The sequence below is a fragment of the Denitrovibrio acetiphilus DSM 12809 genome, from assembly GCF_000025725.1.
Taxonomy (GTDB): domain Bacteria; phylum Chrysiogenota; class Deferribacteres; order Deferribacterales; family Geovibrionaceae; genus Denitrovibrio; species Denitrovibrio acetiphilus.
In genome coordinates this window covers 2,003,655-2,019,486 of record NC_013943.1, presented here as the reverse complement: position 1 = coordinate 2,019,486, position 15,832 = coordinate 2,003,655, and the positions used below count along the sequence as shown (strand labels likewise).

Sequence of the window (15,832 nt, the reverse complement as noted above, 5' to 3'; positions counted from 1 at the left end):
CATGGATTACAAGGCTGAAATTAAAAAATTAGCCAAAGAAAGAGACGCAGTGATACTTGCTCACAATTACCAGATCGATGACATTCAGGAAATTGCTGATATCGTTGGCGATTCACTTGGACTTTCCATAGAGGCTTCTAAAACCAACAACAAAGTTATAGTTTTTTGCGGAGTGCATTTCATGGCTGAAACAGCTCATATGCTCGCACCTGAAAAGACTGTTCTTCTGCCGAACCTTGACGCCGGCTGCCCCATGGCAGACATGATTACCGGTGCTAAACTGCGTGAGTTCAAGGCTCAACACCCTGGTGCAACTACAATCTGCTATGTTAACTCAACTGCGGAAGTTAAGGCAGAAAGTGACCTTTGCTGTACATCAGGTAACGCTGTAAATGTTATTAAAAGTGTTGATACAGATAAGATAATATTTGTTCCTGACAAGAATCTCGGGCACTATGTGTCCAGATTTACAGATAAAGAGATAATCCTCTATCCCGGTTTTTGTCCGATACATAACAGACTGACGCCAAAACAGATAGAAAAGATGAAAGCCAAATATCCTGATGCTGAATTTGTAGCACATCCGGAATGCCCACCGGCAGTTGTCGATATGGCAGACCATATCTGTTCCACATCAGGTCTATACTCCTATTGCAAACAAAGCAGCGCAAAACAGTTTATAATAGGCACTGAGGTTGGGGTTGGCTATAGACTAAGAAAAGAAAACCCTGACAAAGAGTTTCTCTTTGCATACGATTCTTTCATATGTAAAAATATGAAAAAGACAACTTTGAAGAATGTCTATGACTGCCTTCTGAATATGAGCAATGAGATAACTGTTGATGCAGAAGTAAGCAGAAAAGCAGTAACCTGCATTGAAAGGATGCTTGCCATACCTAGAAATGAGTAAGATATAATTTGTTCAGTATTGGTAATAAAATATCTGATATGTTAAATTGCAATAACAGATATAGTATAATCTGATATATATGGTTGAATTTTAGAACAGTTATGCTATTATTTTTAAAATTTCATATGGCATAGTTTTTTTGGCACGCTCAACTTTACCAAATGCTGAAGCAACTATTTGATATATAAAAATATAAAGCATGTTTGCTATTTTAGAACATGTATAGGGGTTTTTTGTGAAAAAAGTAGCGCTTGCAGCTGATCACGGTGGCGTCCAGCTCAAAGATGAAATAATCGAATATCTTAAATCAAAACAATTTGACATTCTGGATCTTGGTACTAATTCAGGCGAATCTGTTGATTATCCTGAATACGGCGCGAAGGCGGCTGTTGCTGTTACCAATGGCGAAGCTGACTGTGCCATTATAATGTGCGGCTCAGGGATAGGGATATCCATAGCTGCCAACAAGTTCAAAGGGGTGCGCTGTGCTCTCTGCTTCGATGCGTATACAGCTAAGATGTGCAGACAACATAATGACGCAAATATAATGGCTCTTGGTGGTAGAATTACAACCATAGACCGTGCGAAGGATATGGTAGACCTTTTTCTTGAAACAGAATTTGAAGGCGGAAGACACCAGAGGCGCATAGATAAGCTCGACGCTCTTGCAGCGGAAAGCTGGAAGTAAAACAGGAAGTGAAATAAATGGGACTTTATGAACTGACAAAGGGATTCGATCCTGAAATGTATGACGCTATGATGAAGGAAGTTGAAAGACAGGAAACTCACGTTGAACTTATCGCCAGTGAGAATTTTGTTTCTCCGGCTGTTATGGAAGTGCAGGGGTCTGTGCTGACAAATAAATATGCAGAGGGATATCCCGATAAGAGATACTATGGCGGATGCGAGTTTGTTGACATCGCAGAAAAACTTGCCATAGAGCGTGTTAAAAAACTTTTCAATGTTAAATATGCAAATGTTCAGGCGCACTCGGGAAGTCAGGCTAATATGGCTGCGTATTTTGCCCTTATTGAGCCTGGGGACACTATCCTCGGGATGGATCTTTCTCACGGCGGACACCTGACTCACGGAAGCCCTGTTAATTTTTCAGGTAAACTCTATAATGTAGTCTCCTATGGTGTAACCAAAGAGACCGAGACCATCGACTATGACCAGCTCGAGGCACTTGCCAAAGAGCACAAACCTAAGCTTATTGTTGCGGGGGCCTCTGCCTATCCGCGTATAATAGATTTCAAACGTTTCAGAGAGATAGCAGACATGGTCGGCGCATATCTCCTTGTGGATATGGCACATTTTGCCGGTCTTGTTGCTGCCGGAGTACATCCTAGCCCCACAGACTATGCTCATATCACGACATCCACAACTCACAAAACCCTCAGAGGGCCGAGAGGCGGGATTATTCTCACTAATGATGAGGATCTGGCTAAGAAGATAAACTCCAGAATTTTCCCAGGTTCACAGGGCGGACCTCTTATGCATGTGATAGCTGCGAAAGCTGTTGCTTTTAAAGAGGCACTTTCTGATGAGTTTAAAGAATATCAGAAACAGATTGCAGTCAATGCTAAAAAACTTGCCGGTGTACTTGCGGATAGAGGTTTCAGAATAGTGTCAGGCGGGACAGACAACCACCTTATGCTTGTAGACCTCACAAAACAGAATATTACAGGGAAAGACGCTGAAGCAGCACTTGGCAGAGCTAATATCACAGCGAACAAAAACACAATACCTTTCGAGACAAGAAGCCCGTTTATTACAAGCGGTGTGCGTATCGGTACTCCTGCCGTTTCATCCCGCGGGATGAAAGAGCCAGAGATGGAGATTATCGGTAACGCAATTGCAGATGTTCTCGACAATATAAACGATGATGCTAAAATCGCAGATGCGAAAGGCAGAATCATTGAACTTTGCGGTAATTTTCCCCTTTATAAAGGGAAACTCTATTAGTCTATCAATGACCCCGGATGCTATGTTTTTCGGGGTCTGACCTTTTCGGCGGGAAACCGTCATTGCCGCAGGTTCCTTAGGAGATGACTTATGAGACCTGACTGGGATGATTATTTTATTGAGATGACCAACGTAGTTAAGAAGCGGTCAACTTGCCTCCGCAGGCAGGTCGGAGCTCTTATTGTGAAAAACAGGCATATACTTGCCACAGGCTACAACGGAGTGCCGAGCGGTATTCGCCATTGCGAAGAGACAGGGTGTCTGCGTGAACAGCTCAAAATCCCGTCAGGACAGAGACATGAAATTTGCAGAGGGCTTCATGCCGAGCAGAATGCTATAATTCAGGCGGCATATCACGGTATAAGTATCAACGGTGCGGTGCTCTACTGCAACACAAAACCCTGCTCAATCTGCGCAAAGATGATATGCAACTCCGGCATAATCAAGGTTGTATACGAACTGGACTATTCTGATCCTCTTGCGGAAGAGATGTTCTATGAAAAGAAAATACAGCTTATAAAGTACGAGCCTAAAGGAAAGATCTGATATGCCGTATTTCGGATTCAATGGCGGCATACACCCCAAATATAATAAGACTGCCACTCAGTCTAAACCAGCGGAAGTTCTGCCGCTGGCAGCCGGAGAGGTAGTTCATATCCCTCTTGCACAACATATTGGTGCGCCAGCAAAAGTTTTAGTAAAAAAGAATCAGCAGGTAAAAACGGGTGAACCTATTGGCGAGGCATCCGGATTTATCAGCACCACAATTCACAGCTCTGTAACTGGGAAAGTAGTTGCAATAGGTACTGTTCCGCACCCTGTCAGCGGTCGTGTCCCCGGTGTCAGTATAGAAGTCGAAGAACTTTCGGATGAATTCATGCCTCTGGACAGCAATACATCATTTCAGAAATCTGTGATGTTTGCAGGCATAGCCGGAATGGGGGGAGCGACATTCCCTTCACATGTTAAACTGTCACCTCCGAAAGATGTTGATACCCTTCTGATAAACGGTGCAGAATGTGAGCCGTATCTTACCTGTGACCACAGAATAATGCTGGAGCGGACGGAAGATGTTATCAAAGGCGCAAGCCTGATCAGGGATAATCTTAAATTAAAGAAATTAATAATAGGCATTGAAAAAAATAAGCCTGACGCCATAGAGGAATTTGCAAAGTACGAGCAGGAATACAATTTCGAACTCGTTGAGCTTGAAGTGAAATATCCTCAGGGGGGCGAAAAACAGCTGATTAAAGCTTGTCTGAACAGGGTCGTGCCCGAAGGACAGCTTCCGATGGAAGTCGGTGTTATCGTTCATAACGTAGGTACCTGTGCAGCTATTTATGATGCCTTGGAGCGTCAGAAACCGCTTTTTGAGCGGATGGTAACCGTTACGGGCGCTGTGAAAGAGCCTAAAAACCTGATTGTTCGTGTTGGAACTCCGATATCGAAATTGATTGAACACTGCGGAGGCTTCACAGGCAAACCGAAAAAAATTATTATGGGCGGGCCTATGATGGGGCTTGCCGTTACGTCTCTGGACACCCCTGTGATGAAAGGAACCAGCGGTATACTTGTCTATCGTGACGAGGACATGCCCGACCTTACGCAATATAAATGTATGAGATGCGGACGATGTATTGAGGCTTGCCCTATGGGGCTTGTACCTTCCGCTATGGATAGATTTGTTGTCAAAGAGATGTACGAATCCCTTGCTGACTGGCACGTTATGAACTGTATCGAATGCGGTTGCTGTAGCTATGTATGTCCTTCCAGAAGAACTCTTGCAGGCGGATTTAAAACATCGAAACGGATAGTAGCAGGAATCCTGCGTTCGAGAGAGGAGAAGAAAAATGGCTGACGCTAAAGCTGAAAAACTACTCGTAACCTTCTCTCCTCACGACCGTGACCCGATGACTACTAATGTTGTTATGATGCTTGTTGTGGCGGCTCTGATGCCGTCAGTGATAGGTTCTATATACTACTACGGACACTATGCGGTCAAAGGGTATTTGGTTACCATATTTTTCTGCATCGCTTTTGAGTACCTTTTTGATAAAATTTCACACCGAAAAACCCAGATAAAAGATAATTCTGCACTGCTCACCGGTGTTCTGCTGGCTATGAATATGCCTGCCGGTGCACCATGGTGGCTGATGCTCATAGGGTCTTTTGTTGCGATAGTCATAAGCAAAGCCGTTTACGGCGGTCTTGGGCAAAACCCTTTTAACCCTGCTCTGGTGGGGCGGGTGTTTCTGCTTATTGCATGGCCTGCGGAGATGACTGCTTGGATTGTTCCCCAGACAGTTAAGAACGGTCTTGTGTTTGACGCTGTTTCAACGGCAACTCCACTTGGTTCTATGAAAGCGGATCTGTTGTCGCAAGGACATGTTGTCGCTGGGAATATTGCTCCTCTCACAAACCAGCTTATTGGTAACGTCAGCGGCTCACTCGGCGGAGATTCGGCTCTGCTGGTTCTTATTGGCGGGCTTGTGCTTTTACAGCAGAGAATTATAAGCTGGCACATACCTGTATCTTTTATCGGGACGGTATTTGTACTGACAGGTATTTATTGGGGCATAGCGCCTGAGATGACCATCAATCCGCTTATGCATGTCGTTAGCGGTGGTGTTATGCTTGGCGCATTTTTCATGGCTACCGACTATGTTACTTCACCAATGTCTAAGAGGGCTCAGCTAATCTTCGGTTTCGGCTGCGGTCTTATCACTGTTGTGATCAGGCTGTTTGGAAGCTACCCTGAAGGTGTCGGATTTGCCATATTGATTATGAACGCATTCGTACCCCTTTTGGATAATTATATGAGACCTAAAAGTTTCGGGGAGAAGTCATAATGAAAAACTCTCCGATAAATATGGTGATAGTGCTTACGATAATCACAGCTATATCGTCTGTGATCCTTGCTGGGGTTTATGCAGGTACAAAGGATAAAATTGCAGAGGAGTACAGAAAAGATTTCCTTAAAGGACTTAAAGTTGTTCTGCCTGGGTTCAATAATGAACCCGATATAGATTTCAAAGAGATGGACGGTAAAAAGGTATATGTCGGGCGTAGAGACGGCGAAGTATTCGGATATGCTGTTCAGTCAACATCTCCCAAAGGTTATTCCGGTGACATTACTGTTCTGGTTGGTGTTGCTCCGAAGGGGGATATCCTGGGCATAGAAATACTTAAACACGCTGAGACACCAGGGCTCGGCAATAAGATAGAAGACCTCCAGTGGAAGAGCTCTTTTGTGGGACTTGATCAGGATTCTAATATCTCCGTCAGAAAAGACGGAGGCGAAATAGATGAATTCAGCGGAGCCACGATATCGCCTAGAGCGGTATGTGAGGCGGTAAATTCTGCCCTTGATTTTCTTGGGCGTTATGTTGTGGAGGGTGAATAATGTCTCTTAAAACCTTCACCAATGGTATTTTTGGTAATAATCCGGTTATGAAGCAGGTACTGGGGCTTTGTCCCGCCCTTGCAGTTACCACTTCAGCAATAAACGGTATAGCTATGGGGCTTGCTACCACCGCTGTTCTTATTGGTTCTAATTCTGTGGTGTCGCTGGTTAAGAATATGATCCCTGCAAAGGTGCGCATACCTGCATATATTGTGATTATCGCGAGCTTTGTTACGGTTGTTGATCTTGTTATGAATGCATATGTTCATGAGCTCCATAAGGTTCTGGGATTATTCATCCCCTTAATCGTAGTGAACTGTGTAGTCCTCGGACGTGCGGAGAGCTTTGCCTCTAAGAACGGCTTACTACGTTCGATTATGGATGCGGTTGGAACAGGGCTTGGGTTTACACTGGCTCTTATGGTGCTGGGCGGTGTCCGTGAAGTGCTTGGTAATGGCTCAATCATGGGATTCGATCTGTTTGGCGCAGGTTTTAAACCTTCTATAGTAATGATACTCCCTCCGGGTGCATTTATAGCCCTCGGGTTCCTTATGATGATGTATAATTATGTCGAAGAGCGTAAACGTGTGAAAAGAGGGGGTGAGTGATGGAACTCTTTCTGATATTCATAGGCGCTGTTCTTGTTAATAACCTTGTTCTCGCCAGATTTCTTGGCATATGTCCGTTTTTTGGTGTTTCGAGGAAGGTTGATACCGCTATAGGTATGAGCCTCGCTGTAACTTTCGTCATGGCTGTTGCCGGTATTATCACATGGGTTGTTCAGTATGCGGTTTTAGACAGGTTCGGACTCCAGTATCTCCAGACGATTGTTTTTATCCTTGTGATCGCTGCTCTTGTGCAGTTTGTGGAGATGGTTATTGAGAAAACCTCTCCTGACCTTTACCAGTCACTTGGGATATTTTTACCTTTGATAACAACTAACTGTGCCATTCTCGGTGCAGCGATACTTAACATACAGTCTGGTTTTACTTTTGTTCAGATGCTTGTTTTTACCATTGGCTCAGCACTGGGATTCGGGCTGGCTCTTGTGCTTTTTGCAGGCATCAGAGAACGCATTGATCTGTCTGATATACCGTACTATTTCCGTGGAATGCCTGTGGCCTTTATCACAGCCGGAATCCTTGCCCTTGCCTTTATGGGCTTTAGCGGTCTGGTGTAGGGGACGAACATGATAGCAGCTATAATAACAATGGTGGTAACAGGACTTATTGCCGGACTGGGGCTTATGTTCGCCTCTCAGAAGTTTAAAGTTGAAAAAGATGAACGTATAGAAAAGGTTAATGAGATGCTGCCCGCTGCGAACTGCGGCGGATGCGGTTATCCCGGATGTATGGCGCTTGCAGAAGCCATTGTCGCAGGGAAGGCACAGCCTGATGCATGCCCTGTAGGCGGTAAAGAGCTTGCTTCTGCAATAGGATTATTTTTAGGTATGGAAGTTTCTGCCGGAGTGAAGAAAGTTGCCAGAGTTTGCTGTAACGGCGGACACGAGAACGGAGTAGAGAAATACAGCTACTACGGACCGAAAGACTGCAACAGTGTTACGTTGCTCGCTGGCGGGAATAAAGTCTGTACATACGCTTGTGTCGGTGAAGGGAGCTGTGTTAAGTCATGTGCATTCGATGCGATGTATATGGGGAGCGACGGTATCCCTGTCATTATCCCTGATAAGTGTACATCATGCGGGAAATGTGTGGCTGCCTGCCCGAGAAAACTAATTAAACTTATCCCCGAAGACAAGCCGTTTGTTGTTGCCTGTATGTCTAAGGACAAAGGACCAGATGTGAAAAAAGCTTGCAAAGTCGGCTGTATAGGCTGTAGGATGTGCGAGAAAAAATGCCCTGTCGGTGCAATTGATGTGGACAGTTTTCTTGCAGTGATAGATCCGGCTCCGTGCATTGCCTGTGGCGAGTGTGAGCGGGTTTGTCCTACCGGGGCTATAAGAAATTTCAAAAATCTTAAAATAAAAACTTAAATTCGACGCAAAAAAGACGATTTATATTACATGCTGATTTCCACGTCGTGCATGCCGGGATAGTAACAAACTGCCTGAAAACATATGAATCGTTTATAGAGCTCTGACAAATATGGGAAAACCATGGTCAGTACAGTTCTTTTATACGGTATTATTACGTCTTTGGAGCGTGATTTGTGAATTCTCCGGCAAATAAGCAAGGTCTTCTTATGGAAGACAAAATTACATTAATGAACAGGCTGAGCACATTTTATAAGATGAGCGAGTTCTTTTTCTCGCTGGACAGGGATATTGTGCGTACGGCTAACGACCATAATATAAACCATGTTGACCTTACCACAGCGGACAGAAAGCAGCGGCAGTATAAAATGGCTGCGGAAAAGATTAAAGAGATATGCGAAAGACTAAAACTTCTGGATGATGATGTTAAGGACTCTGAACAGATATCACAAAGGAAAGAGCTTCTGAAGAGAAAGCTGATTAAACTCACAAAATCAATTGATGACATTCATTAAGCTGTTTTTGATCTGTCGGGACGCTTTTCAAATTTGTAAAACAACTGCCTGCCTGTATATTTCCAGTACACATAAAAGTTATTTCAATCAGTCTTAAAAGTGAGTGCCATTTTTAGGATATCACTCATGTGCTGCCCTTGGCAGAGAATGGTCTTTGAGCGTCTTGTTCCTGCATTGAACAGTTGAAATAAATGAGAATTCTGTTAAAGTCATTCGGAGGTAAATTTACCATGAAACCTGAAATAGTAGTTGCTCTGGACTTTGATAATCTGGACGCGGCGAAAAAGATAGTTGAGAGTGCCGACGATGCCGTAAGCTGGTATAAGGTCGGGCTTGAATTATTTGTTGCTGACGGTCAGAAGGTTATCGAATACCTTAAACTGAAAGAAAAAAAGATTTTTCTCGATCTGAAATTCCACGATATCCCAAACACAGTTGTTGGTGCAGTTATGTCTTCGCTGAAATATGAAACAGATATGGTTAATGTTCATACTCAGGGCGGTCCTGAGATGATGCGCACTACTGTGGATAAAATAAACGAATACTGCCTGAAAAACAGCGTAAAAAAACCTCTTATGATAGGGGTTACGCTGTTGACAAGCCTGGATGAGAGCTACCTGGAACTCAACCAAATAGGCTTTAAAACAAGCCGAGAATATGTTATTCATCTGGCAAAAACTGCCAGAGAGAGTGGTATGGACGGTGTTGTTTCATCCGCACAGGAGACACCTTTCATCAAAGATGTAGTTGGAAAAGACTTTATAACCGTCACTCCGGGGATAAGACCTAAAACAGCTTCTGTGGATGACCAGAAGAGAGTGGTTACCCCGAAAGACGCAAAAGATATGGGAACAGACTTCATTGTTATAGGCAGACCGGTGACGAAATCTGCCGACCCCAAAAAAGCAGCAATGGAGATACAGGAGGAAATGTGTTAACTAAAGAAGAAATTATTGAGATCTACAAGAGACATGATGCACTTTTAGAAGGGCATTTTCTGCTTTCTTCCGGTCTTCATTCAGATAGGTTTTTACAATCTGCACTTGTTATGCAGTATCCAGTGATAGCCGAAGATGTTGTTAAAGAACTTGTAAAGCAGATGTATGATGTTAAATTTACTACTGTTGTGAGTCCTGCCATCGGCGGTATCAGATTCGGATACGAATTTGCAAGACAGCTAAAGAAAAGGTCACTTTTCACCGAAAGGGTAAATGAGGTGATGACTTTTAAAAGAGGGTTTGCTCTGGAGAAAGGGGAGAAGGTTGTTGTTGCGGAAGATGTCGTAACAACCGGAAAGTCCACAAGAGAGTGTATTGATGCAGTTAAGGCTGCCGGCGGAGATGTCGTGGCAGTAACCTGCCTTGTAGACAGAAGTAATGGTGAAGCACAGTTTGATGTGCCTTTTTTCCCGCTTGTTCAGCTCTCCGTGTCGGTTTTTGACCCTGCGGACTGCCCGCTTTGTAAAAAAGGGCTTGATGTTGTTAAGCCTGGAAGTAGAAATATTAAGTAAATTATATTATATTCAATATATACAACCATTAGGATAAGGAGTAATTTCTTTTGGGAAAAATCACAGAAGTTGATAAGTTTCTGACAATAAACCAGAAACTTCTTCTTGAAGTGAAGGTCGGTGATTATACAGGTATATATGACTCCCGCATCGATGATATCGTGGGCAAAAGTATGCACGTTTCCATGCCTTCGGAGAAAGGGACAACAATACCTCTTAAGCCAAATACTAAGCTGCACATCTCTTTTGTTATGGACAGAGGGAGGCTCAGCTTTAAGTCTGTTGTTGAAGACAGGTTTATGGATCCACTGCCTATGCTGAAGGTTACTAAGCCGGAAGTTCTTTTCAGAGAGGAACTTCGTTCTTTCTTCCGGGTGGATACAAGGTTACCTGTTAAAATAATGGTAGACATAAATGAAGGGGACATTGTCAGACAGAAGATGTTTGATGCAAAGATACTTGATATGTCCGGTGGCGGATGCCGTGTTTTTACCGAGGCTCCCATTTCCAGAGGTGATATTTTTGAGATTTTCTTTCTCGGAAATATGGAAAAGCTTGATTCGGTAAAAGTCGAAGCGAAGCGTATCCGGAAAGTTGAGGAACACATAGAGATTGGGACTGAGTTTTGCAGCATTAGCCAGCATGAGCGTGACAAAGTAATTAAATATGTGTTTAAACGTCAGGTAGAAATGAGAAAATTACTTGGGTAGGAGGTTCATATGGCTTTTAATAGCGAGAATACGGAATTTGGCGGTAAACTTTTTGAAACTCTCTATCCTATAAATGAGCTGGACTCCTATAACGGTGAAGAGCTAAAGAAATACACCGTTGAAGTAGTTTCCGGTATAGATGCTGTAATAATAAACTTCACTAAGGTTAGCTATCTGAACAGCAGCGGACTTCGTGAGCTTATTCAGATACTTAAACTAATGAAAGAAAATAATAAATCTTTCTTCCTTACGAGTGTGAATAAAGAAATTATGAAGATATTTGTCAGTACAAACCTGAACAGGCTTTTCAGCATCCATGAGAGCAACGAAGACGCTATGAAGTCTTTTGCATAGAGGGGATAATGACGACTGATATCTTTACATTTCCATGAGTACCCCTTTAAACGCATCTTTGGACAGTGGGAGTGCAGATGGATTTTAGCAAAGAATTTATAAAACGTTCAGAGAAAAAGATACTCGTCTGCTGTCCGAAAAGAGCTATAGATGCCGCTATCGGTAAGCAGATCAGGGCAGATATAGAAAATTGTTTGTCTGACTTTGACGCCCTTATACTCAATTTCTCTGAAGTTAATCGTCTCGACAGTGAAGGATTGCGTGAGCTGGTTCTGATAATTAAACTCATTAAGAATAATGATAAAATGCTTTTTCTTACTGCATTGCAGGACGAAGTTCGGGACGTTTTTGAAAAGACAAGTCTGATTGATATCCTAAAAATTCTGAAAACAAATGAAGACGCCGTAAAGCTTCTTCGTTAAGAGATAACATGCCAGAAAATATCTATTTAGATTCAATGAATAAGTTTGAACTTGAGAATTTTGTTATATCTCAGGGGATGCAGAAATTCCGGGCAATCCAGATTCATAAATGGGTTTACCGCAGAGGGGCTGAATCTGTTGCTGAGATGACTGATCTGTCTATCGCTGATAGAGAAAAGCTCTTGGGGATGGCGAAATTTACGGTCATGAATGTTGCAGATGTCAGAAAGTCTGCCATGGACGGCTCTGTTAAGTTTTTGTTTTCCCTTGAAGACGGCGAGACCATAGAGGCAGTAGTGCTTAATGACGGGCGTCGTCTTACTGCCTGCATATCCTCACAGGTTGGATGCCGTATGGGTTGTGCTTTTTGTTCCACAGCTAAGATGGGGCTCAGGCGCAACCTTACTATGGGTGAGATTATTAAACAGGTCAAAAGGCTGAATGAATATCTTGCGTCTGAGGGCACAAAGCTGAATAATCTCGTTTTTATGGGGATGGGCGAGCCTCTTGATAATCTTGATAATGTAAAGAATGCAATAAATGTGCTGCTGGATGATGATGGTTACGGCTTTTCTCATAAAAAAATAACACTTTCAACATGCGGACTGACAGACAGGCTTGAAGAGCTATTTGCTATGGATACCCCTGTTAATCTTGCTGTTTCTGTGAATGCAGCAGACCAGGAGACCAGAAAGGGGCTAATGCCTGTTTCTAATAAATATCCGTTGAGCGGGCTTATGGATGTTTTGAAAAAACTCCCTCTGCAAAAACGGAAAAGCATCACAATTGAGTATGTTCTTTTAAGAGGTGTGAACGACACTCTTGACGATGCTCGTAAACTTGCTAAACTGCTTAGAGGGCTTGATAAGGTCAAGATAAACCTTATAACATATAACTCCGGAGGAGATGCAGGTTACCTGCCGCCTTCGGAAAAAGATACTTTGAAATTTCAGGAATATCTGATAAGTAACAAGATTGGTGTATTTATAAGAAAATCTCTGGGGCGTGACATAGAAGGAGCCTGCGGGCAGCTCAGAGCAAAACATGATGAATCACAAAAGTCGGAGGACTGCAGTGAGTGAAGGAAACTTTGAAAAGAAGATCAAAAATCTGGAAGAGATAGTTGAAAAGCTGGAGAGCGGCGAGCTTGATATAGAAGAGACACTCGAACTGTTTCAGGACGGTATGAAGCTTGGGAAAGATTGCCGCAAGATGCTTGATGAGATAGAGGAAAAAGTTAATAAAGTGCTCTCGGCTGAGGGTTCAAAAGTTGAAACGGAGCAGTTAGATGTCTGAGTTTAATATGCAGAGCTATCTTAAATTCTGGGGTGCTAAGGTTGAAGAGTTTTTCGAGACCTATGTTGCGTGCCCTGACGAAAATGTCAAAGGGCTTGTGGATGCAATGCGGTACTCACTTTTTGCAGGCGGGAAGAGGCTTCGTCCGGCGCTTGTTTTTTCATCATACGGGGTTTTCGAGGGTTATTTTGACAAGGCAACCCCCTTTGCTGCTGCTGTTGAGATGCTTCATACATATTCACTTATTCATGACGATCTGCCTGCGATGGATGATGACGACTACCGCAGAGGTAAACCTACTAATCATAAAATGTACGGCGAAGCAACGGCTATCCTTGCCGGTGATGGTCTTTTGACTAAGGCTTTCGAGGTTATGTGCAACGCAGAGATAAACCCCGATGTAGAACCTGCGCAGATGCTGGAAGCAGCGTATAAACTCGCAGACGCGGCAGGTGACCGTGGTATGGTCGGCGGGCAGTTTACTGATATGGAAGCTGAGGACGGTGTTTTTAACTCTGCCACTGTGGACTTTATTCATATGAACAAAACATCAAGGCTGATATCATACTGCTGTGAGCTGGGTGCTATACTGGGCTTCGGGAGTGAGGATGATAAAAAGCGTATGCGTGAGTACGGAATACGCATAGGGCTTGCGTTTCAGATTGTTGACGATATTTTGGACATAGCATCCACAACAGAAGAGCTGGGGAAAAATGTCGGCAGTGATCAGGAGAGGGGGAAAGCAACCTATCCTGCTCTGCACGGTCTGGAAGAGTCCCACAGAAAGGCGGAAATGCTCATTGAAGAAGCTCTTGAGATAATCTCTGTTTACGGGAAAACCGCAGAACCATGCAGAGAGATAGCAAAATTTATAATAGAGAGAAAAAACTAAGAAATGTCATATCTGGATAGTTTAAGACTGCCTGATGATATAAAAGAATTATCATACGAAGAACTCGAAAGAGTCGCAGAGGATGTCAGGCGCAGGATTATAGATACCTGCTCGAAAACAGGCGGACACCTCGCACCCAGCTTAGGTGTTGTGGAGCTGACAATAGCTCTGCTCAAAACATTTAACGCTGAGCATGACCGCATCATATGGGATGTTGGTCACCAGTCATACGCATATAAAATCCTTACAGACAGAAAGGACAGATTTTGCTCTTTGCGTCAGTTTAAGGGGCTGTCAGGATTTAATAAAATATCTGAGTCATCATTTGACGCTTTTGGTGTCGGGCATACCAGCACGTCAATATCCGCTGGTCTTGGGATGCGCCTTGCGGATGAGATTGTCGGACGCAAAAGGAAGATAATCTCTGTTATAGGTGACGGAGCCATGACAGCAGGAATGGCGTTTGAGGCACTGAATAACCTTGGCGAGCTAGACAAAGATATGATAGTTGTTCTCAACGATAATGAAATGTCTATCAGTCCGAATGTCGGTGGGTTTTCACATTACCTGTCTAGTATGATGACGAGTAAGTTCTATACCCGTGTCCGTAAAGAGATACAGCATCGTCTTGAGGAGAAACCTCTTGGCCCCAGACTCCTTGCCATTGCAAAAAAGATGGAAGAGGGGATGGTTGGGTTCTTTACACCAGGGATACTTTTCGAAGAGCTTGGGCTGAGGTATATAGGTCCTGTTCAGGGGCATAAAACCAGAGATATTGTCAAAGCGCTGGTTAATGCGAAAGGTCAGGACGGACCTGTTCTTATACATGTTCTTACTAAAAAAGGTAAAGGCTACAAACCGGCAGAGGATAACCCTTCAAAGTTCCACGGTGTTGCTTCTTTTAATATTGAAACAGGCGAATCTGTAAAACTGGCAGGAGCAAAATCCTATACCGACATATTCGGAGAGACTCTGACTGAAATGGCAGAGTGTAACCAGCGTATAGTCGGCATCAGCGCAGCGATGAAGGACGGTACAGGTCTGAACGCTTTCGAAGCGAAATTTCCGGACAGGGTGTTTGATGTAGGCATAGCGGAACAACATGCCGTAACGATGGCTTCCGGTATGGCTGTCAGCGGTCTGAAACCATTTGTCGCGGTATATTCTACATTTATGCAGCGTGCATATGACCAGATCATACACGACGTTGCTCTTCAGAATCTTCCGGTTGTGCTCTGTCTCGACAGAGGCGGGCTGGTTGGCGCTGACGGACCGACACATCACGGTGCTTTTGATATATCTTTCCTGCGCTGTGTGCCTAACCTCACTATTATGCTTCCTAAAGACGGCTACGAACTGGTAGCTATGATGAAACTAGCTGAGAACCTCGAGACACCTGTTGCTCTCAGATATGCAAGAGGTGAGGCCGGTAATTATACTGACATTGAACAGGAAAAAGTTATAATCGGGGAACCTCAGATTGTAAATCAAGGGGAAGAGATAGCTATTGTCTCTGTTGGTCACATATTTTGTGAAGCGTATAAAGCCTATCAGACCCTTAAAGATCAGGGGCATAATCCGACTCTTATAAATCTTCGTTTTCTTAAACCCCTTAACGGCAAGGCTGTTGCTGATGCACTGCGTGGTGCAAAGATTGTTGCCACTGTCGAGGAAGGCAGTGTTAAAGGCGGAGCCGGTGAAGAAATTCAGTCTATCCTTATGGATAACAGCATCTGCACCAAAGTGCTGAAATTCGGTCTGCCCGACTCTTTCATAGAGCATGGTGATATTACCAGTCTGCGTAAGATCGCAGGAATTGACGCAGAATCGATAGTAAACAGAATAAAAGATAATATTTAATC

General features: G+C 43.6%; 20 protein-coding genes. All 20 read left to right on the top strand.

Annotation, left to right across the window (positions count from 1 at the left end; translation table 11 throughout):
- The first annotated feature begins 1 nt into the window (after position 1).
- The 20 genes from nadA (at position 2) to dxs (ending at position 15,830) form a co-directional block, all read left to right on the top strand.
- Positions 2-910: a quinolinate synthase NadA gene (gene nadA, locus DACET_RS09660; protein ID WP_013011193.1), complete on the top strand. Its 909-nt coding sequence runs from the start codon at positions 2-4 to the stop codon at positions 908-910.
- 235 nt (positions 911-1,145) lie between these two features.
- The gene (rpiB, locus tag DACET_RS09655; protein WP_013011192.1) at positions 1,146-1,598 is read left to right on the top strand and encodes a ribose 5-phosphate isomerase B; all 453 of its coding nucleotides are present in this window, start codon (positions 1,146-1,148) and stop codon (positions 1,596-1,598) included.
- Between the two features lie 17 nt (positions 1,599-1,615).
- Positions 1,616-2,875 (top strand): serine hydroxymethyltransferase, encoded by a 1,260-nt coding sequence (gene glyA / locus DACET_RS09650; RefSeq protein WP_013011191.1) that lies wholly within the window; start codon positions 1,616-1,618, stop codon positions 2,873-2,875.
- Positions 2,876-2,965: 90 nt separating this feature from the next.
- The gene (locus DACET_RS09645) at positions 2,966-3,421 is read left to right on the top strand and encodes a deoxycytidylate deaminase (RefSeq protein WP_013011190.1); all 456 of its coding nucleotides are present in this window, start codon (positions 2,966-2,968) and stop codon (positions 3,419-3,421) included.
- 1 nt (position 3,422) lies between these two features.
- Entirely contained in the window at positions 3,423-4,733 is a 1,311-nt protein-coding gene (rsxC, locus tag DACET_RS09640; RefSeq protein WP_013011189.1) for an electron transport complex subunit RsxC, read from the top strand.
- Positions 4,726-5,724, top strand: coding sequence for an RnfABCDGE type electron transport complex subunit D (locus tag DACET_RS09635; protein ID WP_013011188.1), 999 nt, complete (start codon positions 4,726-4,728; stop codon positions 5,722-5,724). Before rsxC ends, DACET_RS09635 begins: the two co-directional genes overlap by 8 nt.
- On the top strand, positions 5,724-6,278 hold the full coding sequence (locus DACET_RS09630; protein ID WP_013011187.1) for an RnfABCDGE type electron transport complex subunit G: 555 nt from the start codon (positions 5,724-5,726) through the stop codon (positions 6,276-6,278). The genes DACET_RS09635 and DACET_RS09630 overlap by 1 nt, the downstream gene beginning before the upstream one ends.
- On the top strand, positions 6,278-6,886 hold the full coding sequence (locus tag DACET_RS09625) for an RnfABCDGE type electron transport complex subunit E (RefSeq protein WP_013011186.1): 609 nt from the start codon (positions 6,278-6,280) through the stop codon (positions 6,884-6,886). The genes DACET_RS09630 and DACET_RS09625 overlap by 1 nt, the downstream gene beginning before the upstream one ends.
- Positions 6,886-7,458 carry an electron transport complex subunit RsxA gene (rsxA, locus tag DACET_RS09620; protein WP_013011185.1) on the top strand — a complete coding sequence of 191 codons (573 nt, stop codon included), beginning with the start codon at positions 6,886-6,888 and terminating at the stop codon, positions 7,456-7,458. The genes DACET_RS09625 and rsxA overlap by 1 nt, the downstream gene beginning before the upstream one ends.
- A gap of 9 nt (positions 7,459-7,467) precedes the next feature.
- Positions 7,468-8,271: an RnfABCDGE type electron transport complex subunit B gene (locus DACET_RS09615; protein ID WP_013011184.1), complete on the top strand. Its 804-nt coding sequence runs from the start codon at positions 7,468-7,470 to the stop codon at positions 8,269-8,271.
- A gap of 176 nt (positions 8,272-8,447) precedes the next feature.
- Entirely contained in the window at positions 8,448-8,786 is a 339-nt protein-coding gene (locus tag DACET_RS09610) for a hypothetical protein (RefSeq protein WP_013011183.1), read from the top strand.
- Positions 8,787-8,977: 191 nt separating this feature from the next.
- Complete coding sequence (gene pyrF, locus DACET_RS09605; RefSeq protein WP_244392519.1) at positions 8,978-9,724, top strand: orotidine-5'-phosphate decarboxylase; 747 nt, start codon at positions 8,978-8,980, stop codon at positions 9,722-9,724.
- Positions 9,718-10,296 (top strand): orotate phosphoribosyltransferase, encoded by a 579-nt coding sequence (gene pyrE / locus DACET_RS09600; protein ID WP_013011181.1) that lies wholly within the window; start codon positions 9,718-9,720, stop codon positions 10,294-10,296. Before pyrF ends, pyrE begins: the two co-directional genes overlap by 7 nt.
- A gap of 50 nt (positions 10,297-10,346) precedes the next feature.
- A complete protein-coding gene (locus tag DACET_RS09595) occupies positions 10,347-11,006 on the top strand; it encodes a flagellar brake protein (RefSeq protein ID WP_013011180.1) in 660 nt (219 codons plus the stop codon).
- 9 nt (positions 11,007-11,015) lie between these two features.
- On the top strand, positions 11,016-11,360 hold the full coding sequence (locus tag DACET_RS09590; RefSeq protein WP_013011179.1) for an STAS domain-containing protein: 345 nt from the start codon (positions 11,016-11,018) through the stop codon (positions 11,358-11,360).
- 77 nt (positions 11,361-11,437) lie between these two features.
- Positions 11,438-11,782, top strand: a complete 345-nt coding sequence (locus DACET_RS09585) for an STAS domain-containing protein (protein ID WP_013011178.1) — start codon at positions 11,438-11,440, stop codon at positions 11,780-11,782.
- Positions 11,783-11,790: 8 nt separating this feature from the next.
- Positions 11,791-12,864: a dual-specificity RNA methyltransferase RlmN gene (rlmN, locus tag DACET_RS09580; RefSeq protein ID WP_013011177.1), complete on the top strand. Its 1,074-nt coding sequence runs from the start codon at positions 11,791-11,793 to the stop codon at positions 12,862-12,864.
- A complete protein-coding gene (xseB, locus tag DACET_RS09575; RefSeq protein WP_013011176.1) occupies positions 12,857-13,078 on the top strand; it encodes an exodeoxyribonuclease VII small subunit in 222 nt (73 codons plus the stop codon). The genes rlmN and xseB overlap by 8 nt, the downstream gene beginning before the upstream one ends.
- On the top strand, positions 13,071-13,970 hold the full coding sequence (locus tag DACET_RS09570; protein ID WP_013011175.1) for a polyprenyl synthetase family protein: 900 nt from the start codon (positions 13,071-13,073) through the stop codon (positions 13,968-13,970). Before xseB ends, DACET_RS09570 begins: the two co-directional genes overlap by 8 nt.
- 3 nt (positions 13,971-13,973) lie before the next feature.
- A complete protein-coding gene (gene dxs, locus DACET_RS09565) occupies positions 13,974-15,830 on the top strand; it encodes a 1-deoxy-D-xylulose-5-phosphate synthase (protein WP_013011174.1) in 1,857 nt (618 codons plus the stop codon).
- Positions 15,831-15,832: the final 2 nt, after the last annotated feature.

Coding starts and splice junctions, on each gene's coding strand:
- nadA (WP_013011193.1), top strand. CDS start 2: ATGGATTACAAGGCTGAAATTAAAAAATTAGCCAAAGAAAGAGACGCA.
- glyA (WP_013011191.1), top strand. CDS start 1,616: ATGGGACTTTATGAACTGACAAAGGGATTCGATCCTGAAATGTATGAC.
- DACET_RS09645 (WP_013011190.1), top strand. CDS start 2,966: ATGAGACCTGACTGGGATGATTATTTTATTGAGATGACCAACGTAGTT.
- rsxC (WP_013011189.1), top strand. CDS start 3,423: ATGCCGTATTTCGGATTCAATGGCGGCATACACCCCAAATATAATAAG.
- DACET_RS09635 (WP_013011188.1), top strand. CDS start 4,726: ATGGCTGACGCTAAAGCTGAAAAACTACTCGTAACCTTCTCTCCTCAC.
- DACET_RS09630 (WP_013011187.1), top strand. CDS start 5,724: ATGAAAAACTCTCCGATAAATATGGTGATAGTGCTTACGATAATCACA.
- DACET_RS09625 (WP_013011186.1), top strand. CDS start 6,278: ATGTCTCTTAAAACCTTCACCAATGGTATTTTTGGTAATAATCCGGTT.
- rsxA (WP_013011185.1), top strand. CDS start 6,886: ATGGAACTCTTTCTGATATTCATAGGCGCTGTTCTTGTTAATAACCTT.
- DACET_RS09615 (WP_013011184.1), top strand. CDS start 7,468: ATGATAGCAGCTATAATAACAATGGTGGTAACAGGACTTATTGCCGGA.
- pyrF (WP_244392519.1), top strand. CDS start 8,978: ATGAGAATTCTGTTAAAGTCATTCGGAGGTAAATTTACCATGAAACCT.
- DACET_RS09590 (WP_013011179.1), top strand. CDS start 11,016: ATGGCTTTTAATAGCGAGAATACGGAATTTGGCGGTAAACTTTTTGAA.
- DACET_RS09585 (WP_013011178.1), top strand. CDS start 11,438: ATGGATTTTAGCAAAGAATTTATAAAACGTTCAGAGAAAAAGATACTC.
- rlmN (WP_013011177.1), top strand. CDS start 11,791: ATGCCAGAAAATATCTATTTAGATTCAATGAATAAGTTTGAACTTGAG.
- DACET_RS09570 (WP_013011175.1), top strand. CDS start 13,071: ATGTCTGAGTTTAATATGCAGAGCTATCTTAAATTCTGGGGTGCTAAG.
- dxs (WP_013011174.1), top strand. CDS start 13,974: ATGTCATATCTGGATAGTTTAAGACTGCCTGATGATATAAAAGAATTA.